15 protein-coding genes and 2 tRNA genes are annotated in these 13,910 nt (G+C 74.4%); 12 read left to right on the forward strand and 5 right to left on the reverse strand.

The window, feature by feature from the left end:
- Window positions 1–175: 175 nt before the first annotated feature.
- The 3 genes from CBZ_RS00755 to CBZ_RS00765 all read left to right on the forward strand — a co-directional run bounded on the left by CBZ_RS00755 (window position 176) and on the right by CBZ_RS00765 (window position 1,046).
- The gene (locus CBZ_RS00755; RefSeq protein WP_130779717.1) at window positions 176–622 is read left to right on the forward strand and encodes a DUF6912 family protein; all 447 of its coding nucleotides are present in this window, start codon (window positions 176–178) and stop codon (window positions 620–622) included.
- A gap of 185 nt (window positions 623–807) precedes the next feature.
- Window positions 808–879: transfer RNA gene (locus tag CBZ_RS00760), tRNA-Gln, on the forward strand.
- 94 nt (window positions 880–973) lie between these two features.
- Window positions 974–1,046 (forward strand) — tRNA-Glu (locus CBZ_RS00765).
- 187 nt (window positions 1,047–1,233) lie between these two features.
- Here CBZ_RS00765 and CBZ_RS00770 read toward each other — a convergent pair.
- Entirely contained in the window at window positions 1,234–1,953 is a 720-nt protein-coding gene (locus CBZ_RS00770) for an IclR family transcriptional regulator (RefSeq protein ID WP_130779718.1), read from the reverse strand.
- A 95-nt stretch (window positions 1,954–2,048) separates the two neighbouring features.
- Between CBZ_RS00770 and leuC the strand changes: the two genes are divergently transcribed.
- From leuC to CBZ_RS00800, 6 genes are all read left to right on the forward strand, one after another.
- Window positions 2,049–3,503, forward strand: a complete 1,455-nt coding sequence (gene leuC / locus CBZ_RS00775; RefSeq protein WP_130779719.1) for a 3-isopropylmalate dehydratase large subunit — start codon at window positions 2,049–2,051, stop codon at window positions 3,501–3,503.
- A gap of 32 nt (window positions 3,504–3,535) precedes the next feature.
- Window positions 3,536–4,195 (forward strand): 3-isopropylmalate dehydratase small subunit, encoded by a 660-nt coding sequence (leuD, locus tag CBZ_RS00780; protein ID WP_130779720.1) that lies wholly within the window; start codon window positions 3,536–3,538, stop codon window positions 4,193–4,195.
- A 113-nt stretch (window positions 4,196–4,308) separates the two neighbouring features.
- Window positions 4,309–4,917 (forward strand): HU family DNA-binding protein, encoded by a 609-nt coding sequence (locus CBZ_RS00785; RefSeq protein WP_130779721.1) that lies wholly within the window; start codon window positions 4,309–4,311, stop codon window positions 4,915–4,917.
- 103 nt (window positions 4,918–5,020) lie between these two features.
- The gene (gene murA, locus CBZ_RS00790) at window positions 5,021–6,337 is read left to right on the forward strand and encodes a UDP-N-acetylglucosamine 1-carboxyvinyltransferase (protein WP_130779722.1); all 1,317 of its coding nucleotides are present in this window, start codon (window positions 5,021–5,023) and stop codon (window positions 6,335–6,337) included.
- A gap of 21 nt (window positions 6,338–6,358) precedes the next feature.
- The gene (locus tag CBZ_RS00795; protein ID WP_130779723.1) at window positions 6,359–7,141 is read left to right on the forward strand and encodes a lysophospholipid acyltransferase family protein; all 783 of its coding nucleotides are present in this window, start codon (window positions 6,359–6,361) and stop codon (window positions 7,139–7,141) included.
- Window positions 7,138–8,181, forward strand: coding sequence for an NAD(P)H-dependent glycerol-3-phosphate dehydrogenase (locus CBZ_RS00800; protein ID WP_130779724.1), 1,044 nt, complete (start codon window positions 7,138–7,140; stop codon window positions 8,179–8,181). The genes CBZ_RS00795 and CBZ_RS00800 overlap by 4 nt, the downstream gene beginning before the upstream one ends.
- A gap of 42 nt (window positions 8,182–8,223) precedes the next feature.
- Here CBZ_RS00800 and CBZ_RS00805 read toward each other — a convergent pair whose 3' ends face one another.
- Window positions 8,224–9,402 carry a trans-sulfuration enzyme family protein gene (locus CBZ_RS00805; protein ID WP_130779725.1) on the reverse strand — a complete coding sequence of 393 codons (1,179 nt, stop codon included), beginning with the start codon at window positions 9,400–9,402 and terminating at the stop codon, window positions 8,224–8,226.
- An 80-nt stretch (window positions 9,403–9,482) separates the two neighbouring features.
- Here CBZ_RS00805 and CBZ_RS00810 point away from each other — a divergent pair, with 80 nt between their 5' ends.
- The gene (locus CBZ_RS00810) at window positions 9,483–10,661 is read left to right on the forward strand and encodes a D-alanine--D-alanine ligase family protein (protein ID WP_130779726.1); all 1,179 of its coding nucleotides are present in this window, start codon (window positions 9,483–9,485) and stop codon (window positions 10,659–10,661) included.
- 30 nt (window positions 10,662–10,691) lie between these two features.
- Here the strand turns inward: CBZ_RS00810 and CBZ_RS00815 are convergent, their stop codons facing one another.
- The gene (locus tag CBZ_RS00815) at window positions 10,692–11,240 is read right to left on the reverse strand and encodes a DUF3515 family protein (protein ID WP_373862130.1); all 549 of its coding nucleotides are present in this window, start codon (window positions 11,238–11,240) and stop codon (window positions 10,692–10,694) included.
- 111 nt (window positions 11,241–11,351) lie between these two features.
- Here CBZ_RS00815 and CBZ_RS00820 point away from each other — a divergent pair, with 111 nt between their 5' ends.
- Complete coding sequence (locus tag CBZ_RS00820) at window positions 11,352–12,338, forward strand: thiamine-phosphate kinase (RefSeq protein ID WP_130779727.1); 987 nt, start codon at window positions 11,352–11,354, stop codon at window positions 12,336–12,338.
- 100 nt (window positions 12,339–12,438) lie between these two features.
- Here CBZ_RS00820 and CBZ_RS00825 read toward each other — a convergent pair whose 3' ends face one another.
- Both CBZ_RS00825 and rpmB read right to left on the reverse strand, forming a co-directional pair.
- On the reverse strand, window positions 12,439–12,963 hold the full coding sequence (locus CBZ_RS00825; RefSeq protein ID WP_130779728.1) for a GNAT family N-acetyltransferase: 525 nt from the start codon (window positions 12,961–12,963) through the stop codon (window positions 12,439–12,441).
- A gap of 86 nt (window positions 12,964–13,049) precedes the next feature.
- Entirely contained in the window at window positions 13,050–13,241 is a 192-nt protein-coding gene (rpmB, locus tag CBZ_RS00830) for a 50S ribosomal protein L28 (RefSeq protein WP_013771599.1), read from the reverse strand.
- Window positions 13,242–13,517: 276 nt separating this feature from the next.
- On the opposite strand from rpmB, the gene CBZ_RS00835 reads away from it, so the two are divergent.
- On the forward strand, window positions 13,518–13,910 hold a 393-nt coding region (locus tag CBZ_RS00835), incomplete at its 3' end, for a DAK2 domain-containing protein (RefSeq protein ID WP_218022690.1).

Raw genomic sequence — 13,910 nt, forward strand, 5'->3', positions numbered from 1 at the left:
GCGCTGGACGCGGCCCTGCTCGAGGCGCGCACGCTGCGCGAGGCCGTCCCCGGCTCGCCCGCGCGGCGCGCCCTGGCCGGCGTCGCGGCCCGCCTCGGGGCGGCGGCCCCCGGCCTGGTGGCGTCGACCGCGACGCTGCAGGCCGTGGGGCGCTGAGACCGGGCAGACTGGGGCCGTGCGCGTCTACCTGCCTGTGACCCTCGACGAGATCCTCGGCCCGTTCGCCGCCCGGCCGGCGCATGCCGTGACGCCCGCGCTGCGGGCCGTCCTGCCCGACGAGGACGAGGAGACGCTGGAGTTCGCCGCGCAGCTGGCGGCCGCCGACGACGCCCTGAACCTGCTCGCCGAGCACGCCGACGCGCCGCGCCTGCGGGTCGTGGTGTCGGTCGACGTGCCCGAGTCGGCGGTGGGTGGGGTGTCGGACGACGCGCTGTCGCCGAGCACGGTCGAGCTGCTCGTGGCCGTCGGGCGCGAGGACATCGCGTGCGCGCACGTGGACGAGCCCGCGGCCCGCGCCGACGTCGAGGCGGCGCTGGCGGGGGACGAGGCGGCCCTGGAGCGTCTCGAGGAGCGGGACCTGCTCTGGTACGACGTCTCCGAGCTGGGCTCCGTGCCGCGCTGACCGGTAGGGCCGTCGCGCTCGACGGTCGTGGCGTTCGTCACGAACGGCCCTCGAACGGCTGGTCCGGCGGGAGCCAGTTGGACCGAGGCGCCGGTGCTCGGGTAATGTTCACCGCCGGTACGACGTCCGGAAGACGACGAGCCGCCTCCGGGCAGGCCGTCGAACGCCCGGAGGTCATACCCCCATGGGGTATGGTGTAATTGGCAGCACGACTGATTCTGGTTCAGTTAGTCTAGGTTCGAGTCCTGGTACCCCAGCGCGAGCACCGCTGATCGGATGGTCCGAGTCCCTCGGATGATCGGGTAAAGTGTTCACTCGGTAAGCGCGACCTGCGGGTCTCGCCGCTGATAGGCCCCCGTTGTGTAGCGGCCTAGCACGCCGCCCTCTCACGGCGGTAGCGCCGGTTCGAATCCGGTCGGGGGTACGTCAAGGCCCGGTCACCTCGGTGACCGGGCCTTCGTCGTTCCTGGCCGTCGTTCCTGGCCGTCGTTCCTCGACGCCGCGCCGGCCGTCGTGCTGACGCAGGGCCGGTCGGTGCCGCGGGCGGCGCACGCGTGTGGACCCCCTCGCGGCCGGCACGCGAGGGGGTCCGAGGGCGAACGGGGGAGAGGTCACTCCGCCGTGCGGCGGAGCACCTCCGTCAGGCGGTTGGCGGCGGACACGACGGCCGCCGCGTGCAGACGCCCGGGCTGCCGGGAGAGGCGCTCGAGCGGTCCGGACACGGAGACGGCCGCGACGACGCGCCCCGACGGGCCGCGCACGGGGGCGGACACGGACGCCACGCCGACCTCGCGCTCGGACACCGACTGCGCCCAGCCGCGTCGACGCACGCCGGACAGGATCGTCGCCGTGAACTTGGCGCCCTGCAGGCCGCGGTGCAGCCGGTCGGGCTCCTCCCAGGCGAGCAGGATCTGCGCTGCGGAGCCGGCCTGCATCGTGAGGGTCGCCCCGACGGGGATCAAGTCGCGCAGGCCGATAGGACGTTCGGCGGCTGCGACGCAGATCCGCATGTCACCCTGGCGGCGGTAGAGCTGCGCCGACTCACCGGTGTGGTCGCGCAGGGCGGCCAGCACGGGGCTCGCCGCGGCGAGGAGGCGGTCCTCCCCGGCCGCCGTCGCGAGCTCGGACAGGCGTGGTCCGAGCACGAACCGGCCCTGCATGTCGCGGGCGACGAGCCGGTGGTGCTCGAGGGCGACGGCCAGGCGGTGGGCGGTGGGGCGGGCAAGATGGGTGGCGGTCACGAGCTGCGCGAGGGTCGCCGGTCCTGCCTCGAGAGCGCTGAGGACGGATGCGGCCTTGTCCAGGACGCCGACTCCGCTAGAGTTGTCCATAGGTCGATATTGGCGTCTCGAAGGCTGAGATGCAAGCAGATCGGCCACGAAACCGGGAACACCCCCCTCCCGGACGAGAGAAGAGGACCGAGAACATGGCCGGCACGTTGGCGGAGAAGGTCTGGGACGCGCACGTCGTGCGCCGTGGCACCGACGGTGCGCCCGACCTCCTCTACATCGACCTGCACCTCGTGCACGAGGTCACCAGCCCGCAGGCGTTCGAGGGCCTCCGGCTCGCCGGGCGTCCGGTCCGACGGCCCGACCTCACGCTCGCGACCGAGGACCACAACACCCCCACGCTCGACATCGACCGGCCCATCGCCGACGCGACGAGCCGCACCCAGATCGAGACGCTGCGCCGCAACGCCGCGGAGTTCGGCGTCCGGATCCACTCGCTCGGCGACGCCGACCAGGGCATCGTCCACCAGGTCGGCCCGCAGCTCGGGCTCACCCAGCCCGGCCTGACGGTCGTCTGCGGCGACTCGCACACCTCGACCCACGGCGCGTTCGGCGCGCTCGCGTTCGGCATCGGCACGAGCGAGGTCGAGCACGTCCTGGCCACCCAGACGCTGCCCCTCGCGCCGTTCAAGACCATGGCGATCACCGTCGACGGCCAGCTCCCGCCCGGGGCCACCAGCAAGGACATCATCCTCGCGATCATCGCGAAGATCGGCACCGGCGGCGGGCAGGGCTACGTGCTCGAGTACCGCGGCGAGGCGATCCGGTCGCTGTCGATGGAAGCCCGCATGACGATCTGCAACATGTCGATCGAGGCCGGCGCCCGCGCCGGCATGATCGCGCCCGACGACACCACGTTCGAGTACCTCAAGGGCCGCCCGCACGCGCCCGAGGGCGCGGACTGGGACGCCGCGGTCGCGTACTGGCGGACGCTGCGCAGCGACGACGACGCGACGTTCGACGAGGAGGTCGTGCTGCGTGCGGCGGACCTCGAGCCGTTCGTCACGTGGGGCACCAACCCCGGCCAGGGCCTGCCGCTGTCCGCCTCGGTCCCCGTCCCGGAGGACATCGCCGACGCCAACGAGCGCGTCGCCGCCGAGCGGGCCATCGAGTACATGGGCCTCACGCCCGGCCAGCCGCTGCGCGAGATCAAGGTCGACACGGTCTTCATCGGCTCGTGCACCAACGGCCGCATCGAGGACCTGCGCTCGGTCGCCAAGGTCGTCCAGGGCAAGCACAAGGCCGACGACGTCCGCGTCCTCGTGGTCCCCGCCTCGGCGCGGGTCCGCCTGCAGGCCGAGGCCGAGGGCCTCGACAAGATCTTCCTCGACTTCGGTGCCGAGTGGCGCAACGCCGGCTGCTCGATGTGTCTGGGCATGAACCCCGACCAGCTCGCCCCGGGGGAGCGCTCGGCGTCGACGTCGAACCGCAACTTCGAGGGTCGCCAGGGCAAGGGCGGCCGGACGCACCTCGTGTCCCCGCTCGTCGCCGCGGCGACCGCGATCCGCGGCACGCTGTCGTCCGTCGCCGACCTCGGCCAGGACGCGTCGCTCATCGACGGCAGCCCGCTCACGGACCTCCAGACGGTCTGACCCCGACCCGCGAACCCGAAAGAAGCACCGTCATGGAGAAGTTCACCCAGCACACCGGCATCGGGGTCCCGCTGCGCCGCAGCAACGTCGACACCGACCAGATCATCCCCGCCGTCTACCTCAAGCGCGTGACGCGCACGGGCTTCGAGGACGCCCTGTTCGCCGCCTGGCGCGGCGACCCGGAGTTCCTGCTCAACCAGGACGCGTACAAGGCCGGCTCCGTCCTCGTCGCGGGCCCCGACTTCGGCACCGGCTCGTCCCGCGAGCATGCCGTCTGGGCGCTCAAGGACTACGGGTTCCGCGTCGTGATCTCGGCCCGGTTCGCGGACATCTTCCGCGGCAACTCCGGCAAGCAGGGGCTGCTCGCGGCCCAGGCGTCGCAGGAGGACATCGAGCTCATCTGGAAGATCCTCGAGACGCGCCCCGGCACGGAGGTGACCGTCGACCTGGAGTCGCGCACGATCACGTGCGACGACGTCGTCGTGCCCTTCCAGGTCGACGACTACACGCGCTGGCGCCTGCTCGAGGGCCTCGACGACATCGGCCTCACGCTGCAGCACGCGGACGAGATCAGCGCGTTCGAGACGACCCGTGAGCCGTGGCGGCCGCGCGCCCTGCCCGCCAAGCACCTGCCCCCCGTCGAGATCCAGGCCGCACGCCCCGTGCCGGTCGAGATCGGTCGCCGTTCCTGACGCGAGGACCGGCGGGTCGCGAGCCGCGGCCCGCCGGATGTCCCGCACGACCGCCCGCGGGTGGCTAGCGTGAGGCCAGGCGTACCGGACGCCGCCGTCCGAGAGGGGGCCGCATGACGGGCAAGGCGCAGATCGTGGACCGGCTGGTGGCGAGCGGCACGCCGCGAGCGCAAGCGGCAGCGGCCGTCGACGCCGTCCTGGACGTCGTCACGCAGTCGCTCGCGGCGGGTGAGCGCGTGACGCTCACGGGCTTCGGGACGTTCGAACCCGCCTCCCGCGCGGCCCGCTCGGCGCGCAACCCGCGCACCGGCGCCGTGGTCGAGGTCGCCGCCACGACCGTCGCCCGGTTCCGTCCCGGTGCCGGTCTGCGGACGGCCGTCGCCCACCCGGACGGGGTCGCGCGCGTGTCGACGCCCGCGCCGGTCGCGCCCGCCGACGTCGAGAAGCCGGCGAAGGTCGCGAAGGCACCCACGAGCGCGAGGCCCGAGAAGGCGGGCAAGGCCGAGAAGGCGGGCAAGGCCGAGAAGGCGGGCAAGGCCGAGAAGGCGGGCAAGGCCAAGGCCGGGAAGTCCGCCACGACCGAGAAGGCCAAGGCCGGGAAGTCCGCCAAGACCGCCAAGGGAACGTCGGGCAAGGCCGCGAAGGCCGCCCGGTCCGGCAAGCGTGCGGCGTCCTCGGGCGCCCGCGCCGAGAACGGCAAGAAGCGGGGCAAGAAGTCCTAGCCCCGCGTCCGATGACGACCAGTTGTGAAGGTTTTGCAGCCGTGACGGCGCGGCGAGCCGTGCACGGTCAGGACCACCCCTGCGCGTGGGAGACGATGAGGCCATGAGCGATCTGCTGTACGTCAACGGTGGCACGCCCCTGTCGGGCGAGATCACCGTCCGCGGTGCCAAGAACTTCGTCTCGAAGGCGATGGTGGCGGCACTGCTGGGGGAGACGCCGAGCGTGCTGCGCAACGTCCCGCAGATCCGGGACGTCGGGGTCGTGACGGGCCTGCTCGAGCTGCACGGGGTGCGGGTCGACGCGGACGCCGACGCGGGCACCCTGCACCTGGACCCGACGGACGTGGAGAGCGCACACGTCGCCGACATCGACGCGCACGCGGGGTCCAGCCGGATCCCGATCCTCTTCTGCGGCCCGCTGCTGCACCGGCTCGGCGAGGCGTTCATCCCCGACCTGGGTGGCTGCCGCATCGGCGACCGGCCGATCAACTACCACCTCGACATCCTGCGGCAGTTCGGCGCGGTCGTGGACAAGCAGGACAACGGCATCCACATCCGCGCGCCGCGCCGCCTCCAGGGCACGAAGATCGCGCTGCCGTACCCGAGCGTCGGCGCGACCGAGCAGCTGCTGCTCACGGCCGTGCGGGCCGAGGGCATCACGGAGCTCGCGGGCGCGGCCATCGAGCCCGAGATCATGGACCTCATCAACGTCCTGCAGAAGATGGGCGCGATCATCTCGGTCGACACCGACCGGGTGATCCGGATCGAGGGAGTCGACCGGCTCGTCGGCTTCCAGCACACCGCGCTCGCGGACCGCATCGAGGCGGCGTCGTGGGCGTCGGCGGCGCTCGCGACGGGCGGCGACGTGTACGTCCGCGGCGCGACGCAGCCCGAGATGACGACGTTCCTCAACACGTTCCGCAAGGTCGGCGGGGAGTTCCACGTCGACGACGCGGGCATCCGGTTCTTCCACCCCGGTGGCGACCTGCGCTCGATCACGCTCGAGACGGACGTGCACCCCGGGTTCATGACGGACTGGCAGCAGCCGCTCGTGGTCGCGCTCACGCAGGCCAAGGGCCTGTCGATCGTGCACGAGACGGTGTACGAGAACCGCTTCGGGTTCGTCGACGCGCTCGTCGGCATGGGCGCGACGATCCAGGTCTACAAGGAGTGCCTGGGCGGCCGGCCGTGCCGGTTCGGCCAGCGCAACTTCTACCACTCGGCGGTCATCAGCGGCCCGACGCCGCTGGCGGCGGCCGACATCGAGGTCCCCGACCTGCGGGGCGGCTTCAGCCACCTCATCGCCGCGCTCACGGCGAAGGGCACCTCGGCGGTGCGCGGCATCAGCCTCATCGACCGGGGGTACGAGCGCTTCACGCAGAAGCTCGAGGCCCTGGGCGCCGAGTTCAGCCGCGACTGACGCCCGGTAGCATCCCCAACCGTGCCGCCGCCGCCTCGCTCGAACCGCGCCTTCCGGGTCGTCGCCCGCATCCTGCGCCCGCTGCTCCTCGCGATCACGCGCCGTGACTGGCGGGGGGTGGAGAACATCCCGCGCGACCGCGGGGTCATCGTCGCGTCGAACCACATGACGAACATCGACCCGCTGACGTTCGCGCACTTCCTGTGGGACAACGGCTTCGTGCCGAAGATCCTCGCGAAGGCGTCGCTGTTCTCGGTGCCGGTCGTCGGCAAGGTGCTGCGGGCGACCGGGCAGATCCCCGTGCACCGCAACACGGCGGCTGCGGGCGAGTCCCTGCAGGAGGCGATCGCGGCGATCGCCGACGGCGACTGCGTCGCGGTGTTCCCCGAGGGCACCCTCACGCGGGACCCCGACCTGTGGCCGATGGTCGGCAAGACGGGCGTCGCGCGCCTCGCGCTGTCGACGCGGGCGCCGGTCGTCCCGGTCGCGCAGTGGGGTCCGCAGGACCTGCTGGGCCGGTACAAGAAGCTCTTCAAGCCGATCCCGCCGAAGAAGGTCACGATCGTCGCGGGCCCGCCCGTCGTGCTCGACGACCTCTACGACCGGCCGCAGGACACCGCGACGCTGCGTGAGGCCACCGAGCGGGTCGTCACGGCCATCACGGTCCTCCTCGAGGAGATCCGCGGCGAGCGGGCGCCGGCCGTCCGCTACGACATGCGCAAGGCCGCCGCGCGCGAGCGCCAGGGCGAGGCCGGCGGTACGGCCGGCGGTGCCGGCACGGCGACCGGGCCGGAGCAGCGGTGACGGCCGACCTGCTGCCACCCGACGAGCCCGCCGCGCCCCGCCTGCGCACCGCGGTGCTGGGGGCCGGGAGCTGGGGCACGACGTTCGCGGCCGTCATGGCTGACGCCGGGTGCGACGTCACCGTGTGGGGCCGCGACGAGAAGACGTGCCGGCAGATCGCCGAGGACCACCGCAACGAGGCGTACCTGCCGGGGATCGAGCTGCCGCCGCGGGTGACCGCCACGACCGACGCGCACGCGGCCGTCCGCGGTGCCGACGTCGTCGCGGTCGCCGTGCCGTCGCAGCGGGCGCGCAGCGTGCTCGAGCCGCTGCGCGACGCGATCGGCCCGCGCACGGTCGCGGTGTCGCTCATGAAGGGCGTCGAGCTGTCGACCGACCGGCGCATGAGCGAGGTCGTCGCGGAGGCCCTCGGGCTCGCGCCCGAGCGCGTCGCCGTCGTGTCCGGCCCGAACCTGGCCCGGGAGATCGCCCAGCGGCAGCCGACGGCCACGGTCATCGCGTCGACCAGCGACGACACCGCGCGGCTCGTCGCGCGCGCGTGCGCGTCGTCCTACTTCCGTCCGTACACGAACCCCGACGTCGTCGGCGTCGAGCTGTGCGGGGCGGTGAAGAACGTCATCGCGCTCGCGGTCGGCATCTCGCAGGGTCGCGGGCTCGGGTTCAACACGATGGCGACCGTCATCACGCGCGGCCTGGTCGAGATCACCCGGCTCGGGCTCGCGCTGGGCGCCGACGCCGAGACGTTCCCCGGGCTCGCCGGGATGGGCGACCTCATGGCGACGTGCGCGTCGCCCGACTCGCGCAACCACACGCTCGGCGGTCACATCGGCCGCGGGATGACCCTCGACGAGGCCGTCGCCGCGACCGGTGGCACCGCCGAGGGTGTGAAGTCGTGCCGGTCGGTGCTGGAGCTCGCGACGTCGCTGGGCGTCGAGATGCCCATCACGCACGCCGTGGTCCGCGTGCTGCACGAGGGTCTGCCCGTCGACCAGCTCGCGCCGCTGCTGCTCGCCCGGCCGCACAAGGCCGAGGGCGCCTGACCGGGACCGTTCACGCGCGCCCGTCCCGGTCAGGCGTCGTCGTCAGCCCGTGACGCCCGTCGCCGCGCGCAGCGCCTGGTCGAGGTCGCGCCACAGGTCCTCGACGTCCTCGACGCCGACCGACAGCCGCAGCAGGTCCTCGGGCACGCTCGCGGTCTCCAGCGGGAACCGCCGGCGACGCTCCAGGCTGGACTCGACGCCGCCGAGGCTCGTCGCAGGCACCCACAGCCGCACGGCCGCGACCAGGGCGTCCGCCGCGTCGACCCCGCCGTGCGGTCGCACCCCCAGGATCGACCCGAAGCCGCGCATCTGGGCGGCCGCGCGGGCGTGACCCGGGTCGTCGGGCAGGCTCGGGTGGCGCACCTGCGCGACGCCCGGGTGCTCCGCGAGGCGCCGGGCGAGCTCGGCGGCGTTGGCCTGCGACCGCTCGACGCGCAGCGCGAGCGTCCGCACGCCGCGCAGCGCGAGCCACGCCTCGGTCGGGCCCGCGATCGCGCCGTGCAGCGTCCGGTAGCGGCGCAGGGCGGCGTGCAGGGCCGGGTCGTCGGACAGCGCGGCGCCCAGCACGACGTCCGAGTGGCCCGCGAGGTACTTCGTCACGGAGTGCACGACGACGTCCGCGCCGAGCGCGAGCGGCTGCTGGCCGAGCGGCGTGGCGAACGTGTTGTCGACCGCGACGAGCGCACCGACCGCGTGCGCTGCCTCGACGAGCGCGGGCACGTCCGCGACCTCGAGCATGGGGTTCGTCGGCGACTCGACCCAGAGCATCGCCGCGGGCGACCCGTCGCCGTCGGGCCCGTCACCGCGGACGGCCGCGACGACCGCCTCGGTGTCGGCGACGTCGACGACCGTGACCTGCGCGCCGGTGCGCGCCGCCAGGTCGTGCGCGTGCGCGACCGTCACGTTGTAGGCGTGCCGCGGCACGACGACCCGGCCTCCGGGCGGCAGGAGCGAGAGGGCCGCCGCGATCGCGGCCATGCCGGACCCGAGCAGGACTGCAGGGTGGGCCGAGCCCTCGAGCGCGCCGAGCGTCTCCTCGAAGGGGTGCCACGTCTCGGTGTCCGCGCGCGCGTAGAACAGCTCGCCGTCCGGCACCGCGCCTTGGGACACGTACGTCGACGAGAGCACGATCGGCGGGTTCACGGGGCCGGCCTGGGTGCGGGCGGGACGGCCCGCGCTGACGACGATCGTGGCCGGGGACAGGGGAGCGGCATCGGGCATGGCAGCACCGTACGCGTCACGCCCCTCGGCCAGCCCGGAACGTCCGGACCGGCGCCCCGCGGCGGGTAGGGTCGGGCGCGATGAACGACACGGCGCCCCTCACGACCCCCGCCACGACGCCCACCCCGCACGACGCCCCGACCGACGGCACGCCCGCGCGACCGCGCGTCATGGTGCTGTTCGGCGGCCGGTCCGGCGAGCACGCGATCAGCTGCGCCACCGCGGGCGGCGTCCTGCGAGCGCTCGACCGCGAGCGGTACGACGTCGTCGCCGTCGGCATCACCCCGACGGGCCGCTGGGTGCTCGCGGAGGACGACCCCGACCGGTGGGCGATCCGCGACGGGCACCTGCCGCAGGTCGAGGACACCGCAGCGCACGTCCTGCTGCCGCAGGCCACCGACGACCGCGAGGTCCAGGTCCTCGAGCCCGGCACCCTGCCGCGCACGCTCGGGTCCGTCGACGTCGTCTTCCCGCTGCTGCACGGCCCGTTCGGCGAGGACGGCACGCTGCAGGGCATGCTCGAGCTCGCCGACGTCCGGTACGTCGGAGCGGGCGTGCTGGCGTCCGCGGTCGGCATGGACAAGCACATGATGAAGCTCGTCCTCGCGGGGCACGGCCTGCCCGTCGGCCCGTTCACCGTGATCCTGCCCGGCGAGCTCGACCGCGACCCCGAGGGTGTCGCCCGCCGGGTCGAGGCCCTCGGCCTGCCGCTGTTCGTCAAGCCCGCCCGCGCCGGGTCCAGCCTCGGCATCACGCGCGTCGACGACGCGGCCGACCTGCCCGCCGCGCTCGCCGCCGCGCAGGAGCACGACCCGAAGGTCGTCGTCGAGGCGGCCGTCGTCGGGCGCGAGGTCGAGTGCGGCGTGCTCGGCGGTCGTGCCGGCCGTCGCGCGCGCGCGTCCCTGCCGGGCGAGATCGTCGTGACCGACCCGCGGCACGCGTTCTACGACTTCGAGGCCAAGTACCTCGACGAGGGCGGTGTCACGCTCGCGTGCCCGGCGGACCTCCCCGCGGACGTCGTCGCGCAGGTGCAGGACGTCGCGGTGCGGACGTTCGAGGCGATCGGGTGCGAGGGGATCGCGCGCGTCGACGTGTTCGTCACCGACGAGGGCGTCGTCGTCAACGAGATCAACACGATGCCGGGGTTCACGCCCTACTCGATGTACCCGCGGATGTGGGAGGCGTCGGGCGTCACGTACCCGGAGCTCGTCGACGAGCTCGTGCAGCTCGCGCTCGCACGCCCCACCGGGCTGCGCTGACCGCAGCGTCTCAGTGGCTCGGCGGTCGGGTCAGAACGCGTCGAGGCCCACGCACGACCGCTCGGCCGTCGCGAGCGACACGGCCGGGCCGAGCGCGTCGACGAACGACGTGCTCCGAGCGGACGCCACCGCGGCCGGCACGCGCACCTCGACGGCGGGCACGCGCCCGTAGGTCGTGAACGTCCAGTCGGACCCCGCCTCGTCCTGCGGGTCGTCCGCCACGACCACCCAGTCGACGGCCGTGCCGTCGGCGGTCTCGACGGTCACGCACCGCTCGGTCGTGGGACCCAGCGGCTCGACGCCGCACCGCAGCACGACCGCCGCGGTCGGCTCGCCCCACGCCGTCGTCGCCTGGCTCGTCGTGTCGAGGCGGTCCAGGCCCTCGCCGAGCGAGTCGGGGGTCGCGAGGACGACCTCGGCGCACACGGGGTCGGTCGCGTGGGGTGCCACGGTCACCGGCACCGCGGGGGCGGCGCACGCCGTCGCGACGAACAGCGGCACGCCGGCGACGACGACGGCCGCGCGACGTCGCCGCGACCGGGTCGGCGCGCTCGGGCGCAGCGGGCGAGGGGTGGGCACACGTCACCGTAACGCGGTCCCGGAGGGCTCCGACCCGCGCGGGGCGTGAGAACCGCCACGGCCGCCGGTCGTCGGGCGCGGGCGGGTCGGCCGGGCGTCTAGCGTGGCGGCGTGACCGACTCGCCCGCCGCACCGCTCGTCGCCGACCTGTCCGAGGACGGCCTGCTCGCGCGGATCTTCCCGCACCTGCCGCGCGGCCCGCGCACCCTCGTCGGGCCCGGCGACGACGCCGCCGTCGTGACCGCGCCGGACGGACGGGTCGTCGTGACGACCGACGTCCTCGTCGAGGACCGGCACTTCCGGCGGGACTGGTCGACGGGCGACGACGTCGGGCACCGGGCCGCGGTGCAGAACCTGGCCGACGTCGCCGCGATGGGCGCCGTGCCGACGAGCCTCGTCGTCGCGCTGGTCGTGCCGGGCGACCTGCCCGCCGACTGGGTCGAGGGGCTCGCCCGGGGCTTCGGCGCGGCATGCGGGCCGCACGGGGTCGACGTCGTCGGGGGAGACCTGTCGGGCGGACCTGTCGTGGTCGTCGCCGTCACCGCGCACGGCGACCTGGAGGGGCGGCCGCCCGTCCTGCGGTCGGGGGCGCGTCCCGGCGACGTCGTCGCGCACGCGGGGGTCTGCGGGACGTCGGCGGCCGGATACGCGGCCCTGGCGGCGGGCCGCCCCGAGGTCGACCCCGGCGCCGTCGGCGACTTCCGCCGGCCCACCTCGCCCCTGGCAGCCGGACCGGACGCGGCGGTCGCCGGGGCCACGGCGATGCTCGACGTCTCGGACGGTCTGCTGCGCGACGCCGAGCGGCTCGGGCGGGCCAGCGGGGTGGTCGTCGACCTGGACGACCCGGAGGTGGCGCTCGCGGCGGACCTCGACCGCGTGCGGCCGACCGCGGCGGCGCTCGGCGCGGACCCGGTCGCGTGGGTGCTCGGCGGCGGCGAGGACCACGGCCTGCTCGCGACGTTCCCGCCCGACGTCGCGCTGCCCGCACCGTTCCGGCGGGTGGGCGTCGTGCGCGCGCCCGAGGCGCAGGGGTCGGGCGTGCTCGTCCAGGGGAGCGTGCCGACGGTCCGGCCGGGTTGGGACCACTTCGCGGGCTGACCGGACGCCCGCCTCGCACGCGACCAGAGCGCGGCAAGGTTCGTCCGGCAGGCGCTGGTCCCGCGGCCCGGACCCCGTCGGATGCGCCGGTCGCTCGGACCTAGTTCCGGCGGTAGCGGACCTCGAGCAGCTCGGCGCCGCCGACGTCGTCGAAGCGCTCGACGCCGTCCGCCTGGAACCCGTGCCGGCGGTAGAAGTGCCGTGCGCGGTCGTTGGCCGCCAGCACCCACAGCGAGAGGTGCGTGCGCTCGCCGAGCTCGCCGACGACGGTACGCATGAGGTCGCGCGCGACGCCGTGGCCCCATGTCCCAGGGTCCAGGTACATCGAGTAGATCTCGCGGTCGCCGCGACCGGCGTCCTCGTCGCGGCTGGGGCCGGCGGTGACGAACCCGACGACGCGGTTGCTCGACTCCGCGACCCAGGTCAGCACGTTCTCGTCCGGCCCGCGCCGCAGGTAGCCCTGCCACTCGGTGGTCCGCGTCGGCACGTCGAGGGCGGCCAGGAAGTCGGCCGGCACGATGCCCGCGTAGGCCTCCTGCCACGACCGGACGTGCACGGCGGCGATGCCCGCGGCGTCGGCGGTCCCGGCGGCGCGGATGGTCACCTCGTCGAGCTGCTCGATCATGTCGTCACCCTGCCACATGGCCCGGGCATGGCGAAGGCCCGCGAGGCGATTGCCTCACGGGCCTTGCGACCGGCGGTACGGCGGCGTCAGACGGCGCGCTGGACCTTGCCGGCCTTGAGGCACGAGGTGCACACGTTGATGCGCTTCGGGGTGCCCGCGACGACGGCGCGGACGCGCTGGATGTTCGGGTTCCAGCGGCGCTTCGTGCGCACGTGCGAGTGCGAGATGCTGTGCCCGAAGCTCGGGCCCTTGGCGCAGACGTCGCAGTTGGCAGCCACGATCTTCTCCTGTGTTCTTGCGGTCGGTACCCGGCCCCGACGGGTCGGGACCGATGCGGGCACGTCGCGGGGTCGCGACGAAGTCGGTTGTCGGGACACGCTCGTCACCGCACCAGAGGTGGGATCGGGATCGAGGACCGGGGCGGTCCGCGCGTCACCAGTGCCCGAGGCGATCGGGCAACCGGTCAAGACTAGCCCATGCTCAGCAGGCGTCCCAAATGTGGGCACGATGCGGCAGGGTGTGGGGCGACCCACGCCCGACCGGAAGGTGACCACGTGCTCGACGCCGACGTGCTGCGCACCTGGGCGCGCACCGCGCGCGTGGCGCTCGACCTCGCGCGGCCGCAGGTGGACGCCGTCAACGTGTTCCCCGTGGCCGACGCGGACACCGGGACGAACGTGCTGCTCACCGTCACCGGCGGTGCCGACGCGGTCGAGCACCTGCCCGCGGGCGCCGACGCCACGGCCGTCGCCCGGGCCTTCGCGCACGGCGCTCTGCTCGCCGCGCGGGGCAACTCGGGCGTCATCGTCAGCCAGTACCTCGCCGGCTTCGCCGCGGGTCTCGCTCCGGCCGGGCCGGGCGGGCACGACGTCGCCGGCCCGCTCGCCAGCGCCGCGCGCGCGGCCCGCGCCGCGGTGGCCGACCCGCAGGAGGGGACCGTGCTGACG

Origin of the sequence: Cellulomonas biazotea (genome assembly GCF_004306155.1) — a bacterium.
GTDB classification, from domain to species: Bacteria; Actinomycetota; Actinomycetes; order Actinomycetales; family Cellulomonadaceae; genus Cellulomonas; species Cellulomonas biazotea.

Bases quoted from the DNA above. Each gene is read 5' to 3' on its own strand.
- CBZ_RS00770 (WP_130779718.1), bottom strand. From the start codon at position 1,953: ATGGACAACTCTAGCGGAGTCGGCGTCCTGGACAAGGCCGCATCCGTC.
- leuC (WP_130779719.1), top strand. From the start codon at position 2,049: ATGGCCGGCACGTTGGCGGAGAAGGTCTGGGACGCGCACGTCGTGCGC.
- leuD (WP_130779720.1), top strand. From the start codon at position 3,536: ATGGAGAAGTTCACCCAGCACACCGGCATCGGGGTCCCGCTGCGCCGC.
- CBZ_RS00785 (WP_130779721.1), top strand. From the start codon at position 4,309: ATGACGGGCAAGGCGCAGATCGTGGACCGGCTGGTGGCGAGCGGCACG.
- murA (WP_130779722.1), top strand. From the start codon at position 5,021: ATGAGCGATCTGCTGTACGTCAACGGTGGCACGCCCCTGTCGGGCGAG.
- CBZ_RS00805 (WP_130779725.1), bottom strand. From the start codon at position 9,402: ATGCCCGATGCCGCTCCCCTGTCCCCGGCCACGATCGTCGTCAGCGCG.
- CBZ_RS00810 (WP_130779726.1), top strand. From the start codon at position 9,483: ATGAACGACACGGCGCCCCTCACGACCCCCGCCACGACGCCCACCCCG.
- CBZ_RS00825 (WP_130779728.1), bottom strand. From the start codon at position 12,963: ATGATCGAGCAGCTCGACGAGGTGACCATCCGCGCCGCCGGGACCGCC.